Source organism: Roseibium marinum (genome assembly GCF_002906165.1).
GTDB classification, from domain to species: Bacteria; Pseudomonadota; Alphaproteobacteria; order Rhizobiales; family Stappiaceae; genus Roseibium; species Roseibium marinum.
This window is the reverse complement of record NZ_PPCN01000006.1, coordinates 84,856-102,687: the sequence shown is the minus strand read 5'-3', so window position 1 is coordinate 102,687 and position 17,832 is coordinate 84,856. Positions and strand designations below refer to the sequence as shown.

Here is a 17,832-nt window from a genome sequence, read left to right as displayed (position 1 = left end):
CCGGGCGTCTCCGTTCAAGCAAAACTCCCGCCCGCTGTCGTCAGTTAACCTCAGTCCTTCTGTTCTCCGTCAAAGCACATAACCCTGTCTTCGGCCAGAACGCCGGACATGTTGTCTGTTCTTCTTCTTCGGCCGAACGGAAACCGTGCTCGCGACAAAAGTTCAGCGCGTGTTCGCTGGACAGGAGAAGGCCTCGGGGCGAAAGGCGCTCGTCTAGTCGTTTGCGGTGCCGAGCGTCACAGGTAACCGGACAATTCATCACCTAGTTCGTGGCTTCCAGCGTGGAAGGGAAGGGTTCAGCTCATTTTCCCAGATCAATTCCTTCGTCGCTGCTGCGAACCGCGGAGCCAATCCGGCACGAGCGGGCTCTCTCGATCGAAGGCACATGGAAGAAAGATGACTGACGAGAAAAATTCGAAATATATGGACCGGCACCTTTCCGAAGCCCAGAACAAATGGACAATCCGCTGTAACGATTTCGGTTCGGCGTATTGCATTGCCTTGAACAAATTCAAGGACAAGCTCGACGAACAGGAAAAGAGGGACAAGGAGAAAGCCGAACAAAGGGCGGCGCTGATTATGTCGGCCCTGTCGCTTTGCGGAGGCAGCATCCTGATGTCGGTCTACGGCAAGTCTGCGCTCAAGGAGGTGACCGCACAGGTCGTCAAGGGAAAAGCGACTGCCTTTGCCGTGCACAAGGGCTGGGACGCGACCAAGTCGGCCATCGCCTGGACGGACCAGAACGCAACCGCGAAGCTGATCATGGGCAGCCTTTGGGACGAGGCGCAGTCGAAGGTTACCGCGCCGCTGAAAGAGGCTCTGGCGCAAGTCGAACAAAAAGCCACCTTGCCGAAGGGGGGGCATGACGGCAAAACATACGCGCAGGTTTTTCAGAATAACCTGGTAAACTTGGTGCTTGGGTGGTCGATCGGCGTGAGCCAAACCGCGCGGTGGGTGCATGAGCACCTGAAGGGTGAGGCTTCGGTCCAGACGCTTCTCAATTCCAGCCCGTTTTTTCACCCGCCGAAAACAGCCATCAACATTCCCGAAAAGGCCAGCCGGATCGAGCTCGCCTTTTGGATGAACTATATTCTCGGGCGCGATTACATGAAAACCACGACCTATAACAAGAGGCCGGGGTTTCGAGGGTTCGAGAAGGGAGTGGTTGAACGCAAGACCATCGATACCAATCCCTGGAGCCGTTCCTATCCCCGCCCGCACAGGACCAATACGCCGGAGGCCGCGACGTATCATGAAGTGAAATTCCAGGAGATTGGCGACGTGGTCATCAAGAGGATCAACGAGCTCTACCAGGGTGTGTTCGGCGGCCCGTTCTTCCTTCCAGGAACCGACTTTTACGGCAACGTCACCCACGAGACGGTAAGGTGTGCCCACACAGCCGTGCTTCAGCTCGCAAACAGCAACGCAGTGGACGTCAAGAGGTCGCTGCTCGGGTAGGCAAATGGATCGTCCCTCAGAGGCCTACAGGTTGTGTTCGGGAGGTCCTCAGGTTTCGCCTCGTGGCGCGAAAACGGATGTCAGAGCGAATTGTCCTGAAGAAGCCGTCAGACTCGCTCGATCAGGTCCCATTTGTTGCCGAATGGATCCTGGAACACGGCCACCTTGCCGTAGGCTTCCTTGCGCGGCTCCTCCAGGAACTGGACGCCCTTGTCCAGCATCGCCTGATGGTCGCGGTCGAAATCGTCCGTCTCCAGGAACAGGAACACCCGTCCGCCCGCCTGCTTGCCGATGGTGGCGCGCTGGTCGTCACTGTCCGCGAGCGCAAGCAGAAGACGCGTTTCCGCGCTGCCTTTCGGGGCGACCAGCACCCAGCGTTTGCTGTCCGACAGATGCGTGTCCTCGATCAGGTCGAAGCGGAGCTTTTGCGTGTAGAAGGCGATTGCCCGGTCATAATCCGGCACGACCAGGGCAACGGCGCCGATGACCTGTTTCATGGGGAGTCTATTGCGCCTTGCGGTAGACGGTGATGTTGGTGAAGCTCGCCACGTCGACCAAGTGCACTGTCTGGGTGATTGTCAGGGTGCCGCCGTCGTTGGACAGTTCGCGCTCCGCCTTCATCAGCGTCAGCCCGCCGCGGCGGGCTTCGGAAACCAGCTTGCGGTCGCCCTGAAACACAAGGCGCATGGCATCGACCAGGCCGCTTTTTCCCAGCTTGACCTCAGGCCCGTCGGGCATGGCCTCGAATGTGTCGTTGGTGATCTCGCCGTCGGCGTCGACCTGATTCATCGTGAACACGGCCATGCCGAAATTGTCGTCTATCTTCAAGGTGGCGCTTTTCGGCGGATCGCCCTGCTCGAAATCGCTTTCCTCCGCGTCGAGAATCCAAGTGCCGAGAAAAGGGGCGAGTTTGTCTTCGTTCATCTGATCAGCCTGGTCGGGAAGAGGGAAAGCCGCCACCGGGATATCCGCTGGCGGCCTTTCATGCAAACGAAGCCTGCCGTTAAGCGCTGAGCGCGTCCAGTTCGGCAACGATGGCGTCGCCCATTTCGGCGGTGGAGATGGTCGCCTCGCCTTTGGCCGCGATGTCCTTTGTGCGCAGGCCCTTGTCGAGGGCGTTGGCGATCGCCTTGTCCAGCTTGTCGGCCGCCGCGACTTCCTCGAAGGAATAGCGCAGCGCCATGGCGAAGCTGGCGATCATGGCGATCGGGTTGGCGGCGCCGGTTCCGGCAATGTCCGGAGCGGAGCCATGGACCGGCTCGTACAGCGCCTTGCGCTTGCCGGTAACCGCATCCGGTGCGCCGAGGGAGGCCGACGGCAGCATGCCGAGCGAACCGGTCAGCATGGCGGCAACGTCGGACAGCATGTCGCCGAACAGGTTGTCGGTGACGATGACGTCGAACTGCTTGGGCCAGCGGACGAGTTGCATGCCGCCGGCATCGGCCAGCATGTGCTCGAGCTGGACGTCCTGGTAGGCATTCTTGTGGGTCTGGGTGACGACCTCGTTCCACAGAACGCCGGACTTCATCACGTTCCGTTTTTCCATGGAGGTGACCTTGTTGCCCCGCGTGCGGGCCAGCTCGAAGGCGACCCCGGCGATGCGTTCGATCTCGTAGGTGTCATAGACCTGGGTGTCGATGCCGCGCTTCTGGCCGTTGCCGAGATCCCGGATTTCCTTCGGCTCGCCGAAATAGACGCCGCCGGTCAACTCGCGCACGATCAGGATGTCGAGGCCTTCGATGATGTCCTTCTTCAGGGACGATGCATCGGCAAGGGCCGGGTAGCAGATGGCGGGGCGCAGGTTGGCGAAGAGCTGCATGTCCTTGCGCAGGCGCAGCAGGCCGGCTTCCGGGCGCACCTCATAGGGAACGTCGTCCCACTTCGGACCGCCGACGGCGCCGAAGATGACCGCATCCGCCGCCATGGCCTTGGCCATGTCTTCCTCGGAGATCGACTGGCCGTGGGCATCGTAGGCCGAGCCGCCGACAAGGCCTTCGTCGGTTTCAAAGGACATGCCGCCGTTTTTGTTGAACCAGGCAATGACCTTTTTCACTTCCGGCATGATTTCCGGGCCAATGCCGTCACCCGGCAGAAGCAGAAGATTTTGAGAAGCCATGGACGTTCCATCCCGCATTGTTGGAAATTCGTTCGCGCTCAGTTACCGCGTCAGCCCGGGTCTTTCAAGGCAAAGCCGGTTGCGAAGAACTCAAGCGTGCATATGCGAAAGGTCAATCCGGCAACCGAACTGGTGTGTCGCTCAGGCTCCTGATCAGGAACTGGACCATGACCGCGCAGCCTGCCAGAGCAGGTTCAGCGCAAGCGCGGTCATCACCCATCTGAAGCCGGTCCTGAAGGTCTTTTCGTCCATTCGTCCGAGCAGGCGGCTGCCGGCGAGCGTTCCCAGAAAGCCGCTGGCGACCATCAGGAGGATCAGGCCCGCCCAGGGCGCGAAGGCGAAGCCGAGCACGCCAAAGGCGACGATCTTGAAGACATGCATGATCAGCGCCGTGACCGCCTGATTGGCAACGAAGCCGTGACGCGGCAGGCCGAGTGTGGACAGGACCGCGCCACCGATCGGGCCGGCGGCGCCGAAGAACATCGACAGGAATGTGGAAGCGAACCCGGCGGCGGACATCGCCCTTTTGCGGGCCTTGCCGAATCTGGGCGCCCTGCCCCAGACCAGCCAGAGAACGAACAGGCCAATGCCGGCTTTCAGGACCGCCGAGGGCAATTCGACCGCGATCGCGCCGCCGATTGCCGCGCCGAATGCGGCACCCACGGCAAACCAGAGCGCGATCAGCCAGTCGACATGTTTGAGTTGCACGAGTGCCCGCCCGGCATTCGAGCCGAGCTGGACAACGCCGTGCACGGGCACCAGCGCGCCGGCGGGCATGACCGCCGCCATGACCGCGATCAGCGCCACGCCGCCACCCAGTCCGACGGCTGCCGTAAGGGCGGAGGTGAAGAAACTTATCAGGATCAGGAAGACTGTCGCCGCCGAGCCGATTTGCTCGGGGAGCAGCAGGGCCAGAAATGCACTCACGTCACGACCATCTCGTGTTGGCGTAGTTGACGGCTTCCCGCACGTCGAGCCTGCGTGTGGAATTGCCGCTGCGCAGGTAGAAGACCGAGGCCTTGTTTTCCTCCAGATAGACCGCGCGCGGCGCCGGGCTGACGATGATCATGGCGACATCCTTGCCCTCCACCCTGGCAAAGACGGTGTGGAGATAGGGACACAGGTCGCCGCCGAGGGTCTTGGAAACAATGTCGTTGATCGTGCGCTCGAAGGAATCGAGATCGGGGCTCTTCAGGGTCGCCAGATCCTGCTCGAGACCGAGCGGCCGGCCATTGTCGTCCACACCGATGAGAAGGTGGCCGCCATCGGCATTGTAAAACCCGGCAATCGTCTTGGCGATGACCTTTTCCAGCTCGCGGTTGACGTGTTTTTCCTTCAGGTCCCAGCGCAGCGAGGACTTGAATTCGACCCGTCGGGTCTCCCCCTGCCGCATCAGATCCGGAATGAGGGCGATCTGTTCCTCGCGCAGGGACCGGTAGGCTTCGGACGTGCGCATGTATTTGCGTGTAAAAATGCCGAAGACGAGGCCGATGACAGCGCCAAGCGCCGTATAGGCGATGGCCACATCGAGATGGCGGGGCAGGATCAGCAGCCACAGCCGGGCGTTGATAAACTGGAACAGGTTCGGCGTCGTCTCGGGCGAACGCGCCAGTTCCCACCAGATCACCAACAGGTTCAGGGGATGAATGACCAGAACACCGACCACGGCCCCTGCAAGCACATAGGCCGCCAGAAAGGAGAGTTTGAACGGGGAAAGCGTCATATCGGATAGTTCCGGGAAAATTGCTGCAACGACTGGCGCCAGCTTAAAGCGTCAGGCGTTAATTTGGAAAACGAAACTCGGTCCATCCTCTATTTGCGGTCATCACCGGGTTTGACCCGGTGATCCAAGCCATGACGGAGCGAACTTCCAAGGTTGAGCCTGGAGATATGAAGCGGCATGGATGCCCGGATCAAGTCCGGGCATGACGACGGTGAGGGGGATTGTCCTACGCCAAGTATGCAATCCCGGATGCGGACTGCGAAGAGATTGAAACCCTGCAGGTCACGCCGCGGCGGGCATGGCGGTTTCGACCAGTTTCACCCAGTAGGAACAACCGACGGGGATCAGGTCGTCGTTGAAATCATAGGCCGGGTGATGGAGACCGGCGCTGTCGCCGTTGCCGGCAAAGATGAAGGCGCCGGGGCGTTCCTCCAGCATGTAGGAAAAATCCTCGCCGCCCATCATCGGCTCGATTTCGTGATCGACCTTGCCCACACCGGCAATGCCTTCGGCGATTTCAGCCGCGAAGTCGGTTTGCGCGTCGTGATTGACGGTGACCGGGTAGCCCCGTGTGAACTGCAGCTCGGCTGTCGCGCCGAATGTTTCCGCGACCGACCTGACGATGGTCTCCATGCGCTGCTGCGCCAGATCGCGCATGGCCGGGGAGAGAGTGCGCACGGTGCCGCGCAGCGTCACATCCTGCGGAATGACATTGAACGCATTGCCGCCCTGGAAAACGGTCACGGAGACGACGAGGGAATCGAGCGGGTTGGCATTGCGGCTGGCGATGGTCTGCAGGGCGCTGACCATCTGCGCGCCGACGACGATCGGATCGATGGTCTCGTGCGGCTTGGCCGCATGGCCGCCGCGGCCGTGAATCCGGATCAGGAATTCGTCCGTTGCCGCCATGATCCCGCCCTTGCGGATCGCGAATTCGCCAACCGGCAGGCCGGGGTAATTGTGCATGCCGTAGACTTCCTCGATCGGCCAGCGGGTCATCAGACCGTCCTCGATCATCGCCTTGGCCCCGGCACCGCCTTCTTCGGCCGGCTGGAAGATCACCACCACCGTTCCGTCAAAGTTTCGGGTCTCCGCGAGATATTTCGCCGCGCCCAGCAGCATGGCGGTGTGGCCGTCATGGCCGCAGGCGTGCATCTTGCCGGGAACCCTGGAAGCATAGGGCTTGCCGGTGATCTCCTCGATCGGCAGGGCGTCCATGTCGGCGCGCAGGGCGATGGTCCTGCCGGCGCCGCCGTTCCTGCCCTTGATCACGCCCACGACACCGGTTCTGCCGATGCCTGTCGTGACCTCGTCCACGCCGAAGCTCTCCAGAAGTTCAGCGACCTTGCCGGCGGTCCTGACGGTCTCATAGAGGATTTCCGGATTTTCGTGAAAATCACGGCGCCAGGCCGTGATCTCGTCGCTCAGATCAGCGAGGCGGTTAATGACGGGCATGAAGGACTCCTGAAAAACAGCGGATCGGAAGAGCGTACGGTGCGCCCAAAACCAATCCCGGCCGTCGAAGCGGAAGGTGTTGGCAATAACCTACCTCAAGCGGCAAAAAGGGGAAGTGGTTGAGGGGAAAAACTTTTGTACATGGACAAAGGCGGTGGACCGGTTCCGATAATCCGTCAATGCAGGATTATTTTTTCTCCATGCGAAAGACGGCGGTGCGTTTGATCTCATTGTCCTCGAGCGCCCCGACAACCGGCACATTATAGCAGGCAAGCTCAGTCAGCCGGGCTTTCGGCAGGTAGGATCTGCCCGGATCGCCGACCAGAATATCGGTGCCCCGGTCCAGCAGCCGGTCCATCAGGCCAAGCACCTTTTCCGCCATCGCCTTGTCGTAAAAAACGTCACCGCAAAAGACGATGTCGGCGGCCGGCGGCGGCGAAGCGGTGATATCCGCCATTTCGAGACTGAGCACGACACCGTTGAGCTCCGCATTGAGGCCCGTCGCGGCAAGGGCGAAGGGGTCGATGTCGACCGCATGGCAGGAGGCGGCGCCGGCCATCATGGCGGCGATGCCCACAAGGCCGGAGCCACAGGCAAAGTCGACAATCCGTTTGTCCCTGACAAGATCCGGCGTGTCGAGAATATAGCGGGCAAGACCCTGGCCGCCTGCCCAGGCGAAGGCCCAGAAGGGAGGGGCGAGACCGAGTTCGCCAAGATCCTCTTCGGTCTTCTGCCACAGCGCCATGGCCTCATCGGCCACATGCAGCCGGATTTCCTCCGCATGTGGCACCGGCTTTATCCGGGTTTCCCGGCGGATGAAGTCGATGGGATCCTTGATAGGCGTCATTCGCTTCACCGCCACGGCAGGCAATTGTGGATTTTCAAGCAGGTGTCTTGAGGCCGCCCATCTCGCAGACGATCTTCCATTCCTCTTGCGTCACCGGCTGGACCGACAGGCGCATGGAGGTCACGAGGGCCATCTTGGCAAGACGCGGTTCCGCCTTGACGTCGGCCAGCGTCACCGGCTTCGGCACGTCACGAACAGCCTTGAAATCCACGCATTCCCAGCGCGGGTCGTCAATGGTGGTGTCGGGGTGGATGCCGCTGCAGACCTCCACGATGCCGACCACTTCCTTGCCGATATTGGAATGGTAAAAGAAGGCTTTGTCGCCGATTTCCATGGCGCGCATGTTGTTGCGTGCCTGATAGTTGCGGATGCCGTCCCATTGTTCGCCGGCGTCGCCTCTGGCCTTCTGCTGCTCCCAGGACCACTTGTCCGGTTCGGATTTGATCAGCCAGTACTGCACCTATTTCGCCTCCGGATTCTTGATGGCCCAGTTCCACGGGCGGATTTCCACGCTTTCGAACAGACCGGCCACGGCATAGGGGTCTTCCTGGGAAATCGCGAGGATTTCATCCCGGTTGGCCGCTTCGATCACCACCAGGGACCCGGTCATGTTGCCGTCGTCGTCAAGGAACGGCCCGGCGGCCTTGAGGCTGTCGCCGAGGCCCTTCAGGAATTCGATGTGGTCCGCGCGGTTGTCGAGGCGGGTCTGCAGTGCACCGGGCTTGTCGGTGCAGATCAGGGCATAGAGCATGAGAGGAATCCCGAAGTTGTCGAATCTGCGTCGAACCTAGGGCCGGGGACTGACAAACTCAATGCCGCTGCCGGTATCTGTCGCGAAAAGCCGCAATTCCGATTGCCTTGAGACAAATGTCCGCTCGGCCTATGGCGTGTAGCCGATTCGGAAGCCGCCCCAATGCCGGCCCCTTACGAATATGGGCGCACTGATGTCCTTCATGGGTACGAGGTTTCCCCGTCCCATGTCACGCTGGTAGGTTTGCAGCAGAAGCGGATCGCGGTTCTTGGCCGCCCGTAAACCTGTGCGGTCATCGAAGTAACGATGATTGCGGCAGTTGGCGATGTTCCACTCGACATCCTTGCCTTGCGGTTTGGAAACCGCTTTCGTGTTCGTGGATATGTAGGCGGTATCGTCGATCGAAGCACACCAGGCAATTCGCTTGTCGCTTGCAACAATTTCCTCGATGATTGGCGAAACATGCGCGTCGTTGAATCTGGAGAACCTGGCCAGGTGTTGCGGTGGATTGCTTCCGGGAACTTCGGTGTGGTTCCGGTCGAACAGTTCCTCTTCCGTCAGCTCCCCGGTCGCGATGGCCTGCTCAAACAATTCAGCGACCCGCTTTGCCGCGTCTTCGGCCAATCTGATAACAACGGCTTCGTTTTTGTTGGCCCCGCAGGTCGCAGAGAACAGAACAAATGCATCGGTGTCATCGGAGACCCGGCGCATGGTCCGGGCGATGTCGGAAAGCTTGGTGCTGGACTCGGTCAGGCTTGCGGAGACCGTGCCGGACGTTTCGCGGAACAGGCCGCAGGTCTGCTGCACATCATCCATTTTTTCGTCGATTGAAGTGGTCGCTTTGCCAATGACCTGGATGTCGCCGGAGACCTTCAACAAAATATCCGCGAAGGTTCCGGCATGAGTCTGGACCTTGGCCGCGGTTTCGCCGGTTTGTTTTGTCGTATCCGCGAGATGCTCGAAACCAGACTTGATTTCAGTTAGCGCAGTCTCGATTTCCGACGTTGCGTTCGCCGTCGATTGCGCCAGTTCCTTGACTTCGTTGGCCACCACGAGAAAACCGCGTCCGGCGTCGCCCGCGCGCGCCGCTTCGATCGAGGCATTCAACGCCAAAAGGTTGGTTTGCCGGGCGATATTGTTGATCGTGTTTGTTATTGAGCCGACCTTGCCAAGCACATCGCTGAGTTCCGCCATGCGTTCCTGCCCCACGCTGACAGCCTTGAGAAGTTCCGCGATTTCCTCGCGGGCGGTCTCGATCGTGCCGTGAGAGCTTCCAATCTCCGCACAGGCGCGATTGGCGATACTCTCCGCATCGGCGATTTGGGTAGAGATTTCAGTCGTCGCGGATTCGATATCCGTGAACCGCCCGATGAGCATGGAAAAGTCTTCCACGTTCGAGGCGAAGACGCCGGATATGGACTGAATTTCGTCTGCGGAGACCGCGACGTCGAGACTGATACCGCTGAGGTTGGTGCCTATGGAGCCCATCGCTTCCATAACCGAACCGTTTTCGGACGGAGAACTTTCATCAATTGAAAGCTTGAAGGTCTCAGAATTTGCATATGCGTGCTCGGACATAAGTTCCCTCCCCGAACTTGTGTTGGCAAATTTATAGTTAAAAAGAATTTAAGAAGCCTTAAAACCATCCCGAATTCATACTCCTTGCTACATTTGCAGCTGGTGCCGTTCCCGTTTAATTAAATCAGATTTAAAAATACTCAGTATCGGTTCGAGCCAAATCAAGAAAAGTTATGGATTTCAGGTAATTATTCGAGGAATTGTATGTTGTTTCGTGTTTAGGACGCCGATGAAGACTATTGTCTGCCGAGCTAAATTCTTTCCCGGGCCGCAGCCGCGTTACCCAGGCGGGTGAGATTTTTTTGGAGCGAGCAGGTTCATGAGCGGAGGCGCGATCTCATGAGTCGCTACCTTAGCTAACAAAAAGCCGCCGCCAATCGAATTGCCTGCATTGAAAGACAGGCCTCAAATAACCCTGATCAACATGCCGGCGTGAGGGTGCCGGTCGGCGCCCGGATATTTCAGATCCCTTCCGTCTCCGCCTTCAGCGGCCGCGCCATCAGGGTGTTGAGCGCGTCGTCTATCGTCAGGTCCTCGTCGATCATCCGTGCGACGGTTTCGCAGATCGGCACCTCGACATCGTATTTCTCCGCCAGCTTGACGGCGACCCGCGCCGAATAGGCGCCCTCGGCAAGTTTTCCGCCTGCCGAGATCAGGTCGGAGGCCATGAAGCCCTCGCCGAGCCGCAGGCCAAAGGAGAAGTTGCGGGACTGGCTCGATGAACAGGTCAGCACAAGATCGCCAAGACCGGAAAGGCCGGTCAGTGTTTCGCTTTGCGCTCCCATGGCGGCGCCAAGGCGGGAGAGTTCGGCAAAACCGCGCGCGGTAAGCGCCGCCTGGGCACTGGCGCCGAGCTTGCGGCCGGCAACGGCGCCACAGGCAATCGCCAGCACGTTTTTCAGCGCGCCGCCGATTTGCGTGCCCAGTATGTCGATCGAGGCGTAGGGCCGGAAGCTTGGCGATTGCAGCGCTTCGCACAGGCTGAGCGCGGTTTTCGTGGAGGTCGCGGCAATCGTGACCGCCGTCGGCAGGCCGCGCGCCACATCGTCGGCAAAGCTTGGCCCCGAGAGGACGCCGGGTTCCACTCCGGGCAGTTCCTCGCTCATCACCTTCGACAGCAGCTTTCCGGAGGATTGTTCAATACCCTTGGCGCATAGAACGACCGGTCCGCGCACCTTGCCTGTCTTTTTCAGGGCGGCCAGCATGGCGCGGGTGGTCTGCGCCGGGGTGACCAGCAGGATGGCATCCACGTCCGCGGCCTCCGCCAGCGAATTCGTGGCGTTGAGGTCTTCATCGAAGGTGATGCCTGGAAGATAGCGGGCATTCTGGCGGCGGGAGCGGATATCGGAAACGACCGCGGGATCGCGCGCCCACAGGCGCACGTCCCGTCCGGCGCGGGCGGCCGTCAAAGCCAGAGCCGTTCCCCAGGCCCCGCCGCCAATGACGCCGACTGTCTTAATGGCGCCCATCGTTCTGCCTTTCCATCCGCGACCGTAGTGTATCAAGCTGCGCTCCAAACTCTTCAAAGAACCTGGTCTTGGGCGGCGCATCGTTGGCGAAAAGATCGACCCAGAACAGGCGGAACCGGATTGGCGGTCCGCCTGAACTCGGCGTCATTTCGTAATGTTCCCATTCTGCAGCGGGTTTTTCACGAATGCGACCGTGAAAATGCCGCCGCCGATGCAAGCCGGGGAGACTGCCGGGAACATCTTTGATGATGTGGTCCTGGTCCGCGAACGATTCGAGCGCGATATCCAATGAAAGTCCTGTCTCTTCGATAAATTCGCGTCTGGCAGCCTGGAGATAGCTTTCGCCCGGGTCCAGAGTGCCGCCGGGAACCTGAAGGTCCGGGTTCGGGTGATCCGGTTCGATAAACACCAGAAGCTCCGGTCCGCAGGTCAGGTAGACATAGGCTTTGTGATAGAGTTTCACGCTGAGATCCTTGCTGCCTGGTAGTTTGATTCCAACATTTGCGTCCCCCGCGCTACGACTCCGATTGCAAATGATGGGCTCTTTAAAACCACTGGATAAATACTTGTTTTTAATGGGTCTTTTGGATTTTACACTTGAGCAAGAGCCCAGAAGAAAACGGGTATCAAATGTCAAATTCGATCCACGAGTGTCCTCAGGAATATTTTACGAAGCGGGGCAGGCGGGTGCGAAGAGCCTCGAGAGGCGCGCCGAAGGCGGCGAAGAATTTTTCCGCGTCCTGAGCCTGGGCCCCGAACAGGTCGATCCAGAAGAACCGGCAGCGAATCGGGTCGCCGCCGCCGCTGGGAAACATTTCATAATGTTCCCAGGTATCCCCGGGCCGCTCGCCGATGCGGACATGATAGTTGCGCCGCAGATGGCGGCCACGCAAGGGGCGGTCCGGTGCGGGTTTGAACTGCCCGAGAGGCGGGATCGTTTCAAAGGGCAGGTCCTGATCGGAGAAATGATCGAAGGCGGCATCGAGCGCCAGACCGGTTTCCTCGGCGAACTCCCGCATGGCGCTCTGCAGGAAGCTTTCGCCGGGATCCACTGTTCCACCCGGGACCTGCAGTCCGAGTTGCGGCGTGTCCGGCTCGTCGAAAACCAGAAGGTCCGTGCCGCAGGTCAGATAGACATAGGCCTTATGGTAGACGCGCATGGACTCTCTTCTCTGGTTAAATCATTGCTTCGACCTAGCACACTTGGGCTCAGGTAGGACCTCCTGCATATGCGATCGAACTTCCTTACCCAGAGGTTTTTTGATTGAAAACCGGGATGCTACCGATTAACGGTTGAGTCGGGTCATGGTAAGCGTTTACGGAATTCTTTGCCGGTTTCTTTTCTTCGAAAGAGGTGCAGATCTTTTAGCGTAGAGGTATCGTTTCGTGGAATATTAAATTCTCATCTTTGTTATTCTTGCTATTTTATTTATTTCGATCTATCGTTAATTGGCGAAATTTTACATAACTTTATTTACCACTGAAGATTTTCAACTTTTTTCTAAAAATAATTTCAAAAATATAAATATTTATAAGGAAAATTCTTGATTTTTAACGGATTGTTAATAACGTTGCAGCGCAGCATTTTTTCGAATTTCGGAGTTTCGGTGATGAGTGTCGAAAGCTCGAGAATTCTTTTGGTAACGCGTATTTTTGGTTTTGTTTTCGTTTTTGTTCTTGTGTCGGTGGTGGTTTTGGCGACCTTGCCGAATAGAATGTTCCTCGTTTCTGAAAACGCCCTGATCAATGCGCCTGTCCAGACGATATCCTCGAAGATTAACGGGCAGGTTGTCGACCTGAGCGTCCAGATCGGTCAGGAGGTTGCCCCGTTCGCGAAGGTGGCCGAGATCGAGAATTTTGAGCGCGACAATGCGATCGCGATGAGCATGCGCATGGAGTTGCTGCAGCTCACCGACCGGCAGAAGGCGTTGCACTCGACGATCGATCGAACCTCACTTCAACTCGGCCTTATCCGCGAACAGGCAAACGCGACCAAGCAGGGGCTGATCGAAGATCTGAAAGTCCTGGCGCGAAAAGCTGAAAACCAGTTGCTCGCCGAAGAATCCCGGGTCGAGGAACAGGAATCGATCTTCCTTCAGAAGAAGAGCTTGGTAGATATCGGCCAGTTGAGCGAAACAGTGCTCACGCAGTACAAGCAGAAACTCGATGCGGCCAGCCACCGGATGGAGACTGCCCGTGACGATCTCACGCGGCAGAAGAACATGGTGGATTCAATCGCTCAGGGCGTCTATTCCGGCGGTCTCGCGACAAACCTGATGTCGCTCGAATTTCAGGAAAAGTCGCTCGATATGGAGCACCGCAAGGCTTTGTCGGAGCTTGAGATCGTCCGCTCGCGCGTCGGCGAGATCGAACGGATGGTCGCAGTGGAAGGTTTGAGCAACTCTGCGATCAGCAGCGACAACGTGCTGGCGCGCCAGCCGGGCCGGATCGTCAGCGTCGAGGTCGCGCCGGGCGAGACAGTTGCCAAGGGTGCGGTTATCGCGCGGTCGATGAGTTGTGACGAAAGCTTCGTCGTCGCCGTCTTTCCCGGCCGCGAAGTCGAGGACGTGATCGTCGGAACGCCGGCCCTTGTCAATGTCCGGTCGCTGGGTGCGAAATATAACGGCCGCGTGGAACGGGTCGTGCGTTATTATAGTTCCGGCGCCGAGACGCGCTATTTCAAGAAGTTTCCGGATGCTGAAGGTCACGAGGTCTATGTTTTCATCCGGGTGGACGACACGGCGCAGGAGACCGAAGCCGCTTCGGCTTCCGACAAGAAGTATTTCGGCTGCAATGTGGGAGAAGAAGTGATCGTCGCTCTCGGTGAACCGCTTCTGCAGCGGGCGGCCAACTTGTTCCGCTCTTCAAAGCCGCTCATGGTGGCTGAAGCGGCAACCGTTTCCGGCCAGCCAGAGGTGCAGCAGGGTGTCGAACCGTCGGCTGCGGACCATGACCGGATCGCGGCGTTGTCGGGCGACATCCGCGACCTGGTGAAAAAGAAGCGTGGTATAAAGCCTTCGGTCAGGGAATAACACTTTGGGCTTCCTCCGGTCTCCGATGTGTCGCGACAGCAGGGGGGACGCCGTTAGAGCAGCCTCAAGGGCAGTCCGGATCCGATTTGTCTGGCAGCTTATCTGCCAGATTGCCGTTGGGTGCGCCCTTCCTTCCGCAGGACTGGCAGAGGACATGACTGCCAGTGCGGTTTCCGACTATTGCCTGTCGTGCGAGAGTCTTGCCCGGCGCGTTAAGCTCTACGGAGACGGGCCGGTCTTTCTTGTCAGCTACGAAGCCTCTCCGGAGGGAGGGCAGCTTCCCCGCGAACTGTCGAATGTCGCCTTCAGCTATGACAACGCCCTGGCCATCATCGCGCTCGTTGCGTGCGGCAAGGTGGAGACGGCCAAACAGATCGGCGAGGCGTTTCACATCGCCCTGGCCAAGGACCGGTTTTACAAGGACGGGCGGCTACGGAACGCCTATGCGGCCGGCCGGCTGGACCCGTCTGCCGAGGCAGTTGCCCTGCCCGGTTACTGGGACGACGGAGCGGGCAAGTGGATCGAGGACGGCTATCAGGTTGGAACCGCGACCGGCAGCGCCGCCTGGGTTGCCCTGTCCCTTTTGACCCTCAGTCAGGCGGACGGTGACGCGCGCTATCTGGAAGATGCCCGCAAGGTCATGCGCTGGATCAATGTCCTCACCATCGATCACGGCGGTGCGGGCGGTTTCCGGGGCGGATTTTACGGTCATGAACCGTCACCGGTCCGGATCGGCTGGAAATCCACCGAACACAATATCGATATCTATGCGGTCGCGGTGTTTCTCGACACGATCGACAAGGAGAACGGCTGGGGCGCCGCCGCCCGGCACGCCCTGTCCTTTCTCGACAGAGCCTGGAACCCGGACGAAAAGAGATTTCATGTCGGAACGCTTCCCGACGGCGCGGCGCTGAATACCGATCAGGACGGCCTGGACACGCAGCTCTGGGCGCTTCTCGGGGTCGGTGACTTCGCCGAACGAGCGGAGGATGTCCTCGCCTGGACCTATCGAAATCACGGCGTCGATGGCGGCTTCGATTTCAATACGGACCGCGATGGCCTGTGGATCGAAGGAACGGCGCAGGCGTTGCTGCTGCTGAAATATCTAAATAGGGAAAAAGAAGCTGCGATTGTGGAGGAAGCGCTTGCCAGGAATGGCGTAGGGGACGGCTATTATTTCGCCAGCTCAACGCAGGATTTGACGACGGGCCTGTCGGCGGGCGCTGACGGAAGTTCAGGAGAATTTTTATACCACCGGCTGCCGCATCTGGGGGCGACCTCATGGGTCGTGCTCGCGGGTCTTGGCTGGAACCCTTTCATATTGAAATACTTTGAACAGAAGGAGTCCGGACCATGTCTCCGGAAATACTGACACTTCAAGATTCCCTGCTCTATTGTATTTTTGTTTTGAGTCTCGTCGGCGGTTGCGCGTTTTTTCTGAAAAGCAAGAATTTCATCGACCGGTTGGCCTTCGGGTCCGTGATCATTGTCATGCTGCTCGGCTACATATGGCACCGGATTTTCTGGACCCTGCCCGAGCTTGAGTTCACGGCTTACGCAATCTGGCCGCGAATCTACCTGTTCCTGGAACTCATCGTTCTCAGCTACACCTTGTTGTCGATCGTCTTCTTCATGCGCCGAACCGACAGGTCGGCGGAGGCGGACGCGGGGGAAAGGCGCCTGCAGGAGCGCGGCGAATACCCGGCCGTCGATGTCATGATCTGCACCTACAACGAGGAACTTGGAATCCTTGAGCGCTCTATCCTGGCTGCGCTGGCGATCGATTATCCGAATTTCACCGTCTGGGTGCTGGATGACGGCAAGCGGGACTGGCTCAGGGCTTATTGCGAGCGGGTCGGTGCGCAATATATCAGGCGTACGGATAACAAGGGCGCCAAGGCCGGCAATGTCGACAACGGTCTGGAGCATACCAAACGCATAACCAACGCGCCCTTCTTTCTTCTGCTGGATGCAGATTTCGCGCCCAGGAAATCTATTCTGAAGCGGACCGTCGGTCTGTTCGACGACGATTCCGTCGGTCTGGTCCAGACACCGCAATTCTACTACAACTCCGATCCGATCCAGCACAATCTGCTCGCCTCGGGCTCATGGGTGGACGATCAGCGCATCTTTTTCGATGTCATGCAGCCTTCGAAGGACGCCTGGGGGGCGGCCTTCTGCGTGGGAACATCCTTCGTTGCGCGCCGCGCCGCAATCGAGGAAATCGGAGGGATGCCGAAGGAGTCGGTGACCGAAGACCTGCACACGACCTACCGGCTTCTCCTGAAGGGTGTCAGGACCATCTGGCTGAACGAACGTCTGAGCATCGGTCTGTCGGCGGAAAGTCTTTCCGGCTACATCACGCAGAGATGCCGCTGGTGCCTCGGCACAATCCAGATTGCCCTGCTGAAGGACGGACCGTTCCGCGGCGCGGGGTACAGCTTCATCGAACGGCTGCACTATATGCACGGCCTGTTGTTCTGGCTTTGCAGGCCTTTCATTCTCGCGCTGATGCTGGCACCGATTTTCTACTATTTCCTGGGTCTGCCCGCTATCCTGTTGGAACCGGAGGCTCTGCTCGTGATCGGCCTTCCAGCGGTCGGCGGCAGCATGATCTTTCATGCCTGGATCTCGGGGCGGCGAAGTCTGCCCATCTTTACCGAAGTTACACACCTGCTGACGGCAGTGCCGGTGACGATCACAATTGTGAACGCCATCCGCAAACCGTTCGGCCATCCCTTCAAGGTGACGGCAAAGGGGGAGGACAGATCGGAGGTCCAGGTTCAATATTCGATGGCGGCAATGTATCTCGCCATTATCGTACTTACCCTTATCGGCATGTTTAATGGCCCCTTGTTGCGCACGACCGGCTCGATTGACGGTTTCAGCATCGCCTGGGGGACCGTGGTCATGCTGCATTCCTTCATCGCGTTCCTTGTCTGTGTTGAGCTGCCACGCGCGGAACTCGACGACGAGCATTTTCCGGTTTCCTCGCCAATCTGGGTCAGGATCGAGGGCAAGGTGCTCGAAGCGAAAAGCAGCTCCATGAGCCTCAATGAAATAGTCTTCGAGCGCGGTTCCCTCGACCTCGATCTCAAGCCGGATCAGAAGCTCGAAATGGCATTTTTGGGCGGCTTGGCGGCGAGAGCCAGTGTGATGACGCAGAACGCCAGCCACGTTCGAGTACGTCTGAGGGAAACGGAGGCCATCCGCGACCAGATCGTGGCCCGGCTGTTCAGCGATCCGCCCGCGAACATCGCGGAGCAGGGCTCCATGCTGCGAACCGCTTTCGCCCTTGTCCGTAGGATGGTCGGCGGCATTGCCGGTGCCCCGAAGAATGTGCATGTGAAGGTTTGAGGGGCGGATTCGCCGGCTGTTGAAATAATCTTGCCGGGTGGGGCTC

At 58.9% G+C, this 17,832-nt stretch carries 17 protein-coding genes; 4 read left to right on the top strand and 13 right to left on the bottom strand.

Features of this window, described 5'->3' with window-relative positions; all coding sequences use genetic code 11:
* Nucleotides 1-396: 396 nt before the first annotated feature.
* Nucleotides 397-1,458 (top strand): hypothetical protein, encoded by a 1,062-nt coding sequence (locus CLV41_RS14865; RefSeq protein ID WP_103223204.1) that lies wholly within the window; start codon nt 397-399, stop codon nt 1,456-1,458.
* 107 nt (nt 1,459-1,565) lie between these two features.
* Here the strand turns inward: CLV41_RS14865 and CLV41_RS14860 are convergent, their stop codons facing one another.
* The 13 genes from CLV41_RS14860 to CLV41_RS14800 form a co-directional block, all read right to left on the bottom strand.
* Entirely contained in the window at nt 1,566-1,955 is a 390-nt protein-coding gene (locus tag CLV41_RS14860) for a VOC family protein (protein ID WP_103223203.1), read from the bottom strand.
* 7 nt (nt 1,956-1,962) lie between these two features.
* Nucleotides 1,963-2,382 carry a hypothetical protein gene (locus tag CLV41_RS14855; protein WP_103223356.1) on the bottom strand — a complete coding sequence of 140 codons (420 nt, stop codon included), beginning with the start codon at nt 2,380-2,382 and terminating at the stop codon, nt 1,963-1,965.
* A 79-nt stretch (nt 2,383-2,461) separates the two neighbouring features.
* Nucleotides 2,462-3,574 carry a 3-isopropylmalate dehydrogenase gene (gene leuB / locus CLV41_RS14850; RefSeq protein ID WP_103223202.1) on the bottom strand — a complete coding sequence of 371 codons (1,113 nt, stop codon included), beginning with the start codon at nt 3,572-3,574 and terminating at the stop codon, nt 2,462-2,464.
* A 153-nt stretch (nt 3,575-3,727) separates the two neighbouring features.
* Complete coding sequence (locus CLV41_RS14845) at nt 3,728-4,501, bottom strand: sulfite exporter TauE/SafE family protein (protein WP_103223201.1); 774 nt, start codon at nt 4,499-4,501, stop codon at nt 3,728-3,730.
* A gap of 1 nt (nt 4,502) precedes the next feature.
* Nucleotides 4,503-5,297 (bottom strand): AlbA family DNA-binding domain-containing protein, encoded by a 795-nt coding sequence (locus tag CLV41_RS14840; RefSeq protein WP_103223200.1) that lies wholly within the window; start codon nt 5,295-5,297, stop codon nt 4,503-4,505.
* A gap of 282 nt (nt 5,298-5,579) precedes the next feature.
* Nucleotides 5,580-6,752, bottom strand: coding sequence for a M20 aminoacylase family protein (locus tag CLV41_RS14835; protein ID WP_103223199.1), 1,173 nt, complete (start codon nt 6,750-6,752; stop codon nt 5,580-5,582).
* 187 nt (nt 6,753-6,939) lie between these two features.
* Entirely contained in the window at nt 6,940-7,599 is a 660-nt protein-coding gene (locus CLV41_RS14830; RefSeq protein ID WP_103223198.1) for a class I SAM-dependent methyltransferase, read from the bottom strand.
* A gap of 34 nt (nt 7,600-7,633) precedes the next feature.
* Nucleotides 7,634-8,059, bottom strand: coding sequence for an EVE domain-containing protein (locus tag CLV41_RS14825; RefSeq protein WP_103223197.1), 426 nt, complete (start codon nt 8,057-8,059; stop codon nt 7,634-7,636).
* The gene (locus CLV41_RS14820; protein ID WP_103223196.1) at nt 8,060-8,350 is read right to left on the bottom strand and encodes a YciI-like protein; all 291 of its coding nucleotides are present in this window, start codon (nt 8,348-8,350) and stop codon (nt 8,060-8,062) included.
* Nucleotides 8,351-8,479: 129 nt separating this feature from the next.
* Entirely contained in the window at nt 8,480-9,928 is a 1,449-nt protein-coding gene (locus CLV41_RS14815) for a methyl-accepting chemotaxis protein (protein WP_103223195.1), read from the bottom strand.
* Nucleotides 9,929-10,389: 461 nt separating this feature from the next.
* The gene (locus CLV41_RS14810) at nt 10,390-11,397 is read right to left on the bottom strand and encodes an NAD(P)H-dependent glycerol-3-phosphate dehydrogenase (protein ID WP_103223194.1); all 1,008 of its coding nucleotides are present in this window, start codon (nt 11,395-11,397) and stop codon (nt 10,390-10,392) included.
* The gene (locus CLV41_RS14805; RefSeq protein WP_208987524.1) at nt 11,384-12,034 is read right to left on the bottom strand and encodes an NUDIX hydrolase; all 651 of its coding nucleotides are present in this window, start codon (nt 12,032-12,034) and stop codon (nt 11,384-11,386) included. The genes CLV41_RS14810 and CLV41_RS14805 overlap by 14 nt, the downstream gene beginning before the upstream one ends.
* Before the next feature lie 19 nt (nt 12,035-12,053).
* Entirely contained in the window at nt 12,054-12,557 is a 504-nt protein-coding gene (locus CLV41_RS14800; RefSeq protein WP_103223192.1) for an NUDIX hydrolase, read from the bottom strand.
* Between the two features lie 555 nt (nt 12,558-13,112).
* On the opposite strand from CLV41_RS14800, the gene CLV41_RS14795 reads away from it, so the two are divergent.
* The 3 genes from CLV41_RS14795 (at nt 13,113) to CLV41_RS14785 (ending at nt 17,786) form a co-directional block, all read left to right on the top strand.
* Entirely contained in the window at nt 13,113-14,429 is a 1,317-nt protein-coding gene (locus CLV41_RS14795) for an HlyD family efflux transporter periplasmic adaptor subunit (protein WP_146048569.1), read from the top strand.
* A 154-nt stretch (nt 14,430-14,583) separates the two neighbouring features.
* Nucleotides 14,584-15,801 carry a hypothetical protein gene (locus CLV41_RS14790; protein WP_103223190.1) on the top strand — a complete coding sequence of 406 codons (1,218 nt, stop codon included), beginning with the start codon at nt 14,584-14,586 and terminating at the stop codon, nt 15,799-15,801.
* Nucleotides 15,783-17,786: a glycosyltransferase gene (locus CLV41_RS14785; protein WP_103223189.1), complete on the top strand. Its 2,004-nt coding sequence runs from the start codon at nt 15,783-15,785 to the stop codon at nt 17,784-17,786. The genes CLV41_RS14790 and CLV41_RS14785 overlap by 19 nt, the downstream gene beginning before the upstream one ends.
* The last annotated feature ends 46 nt before the right edge of the window (nt 17,787-17,832 follow it).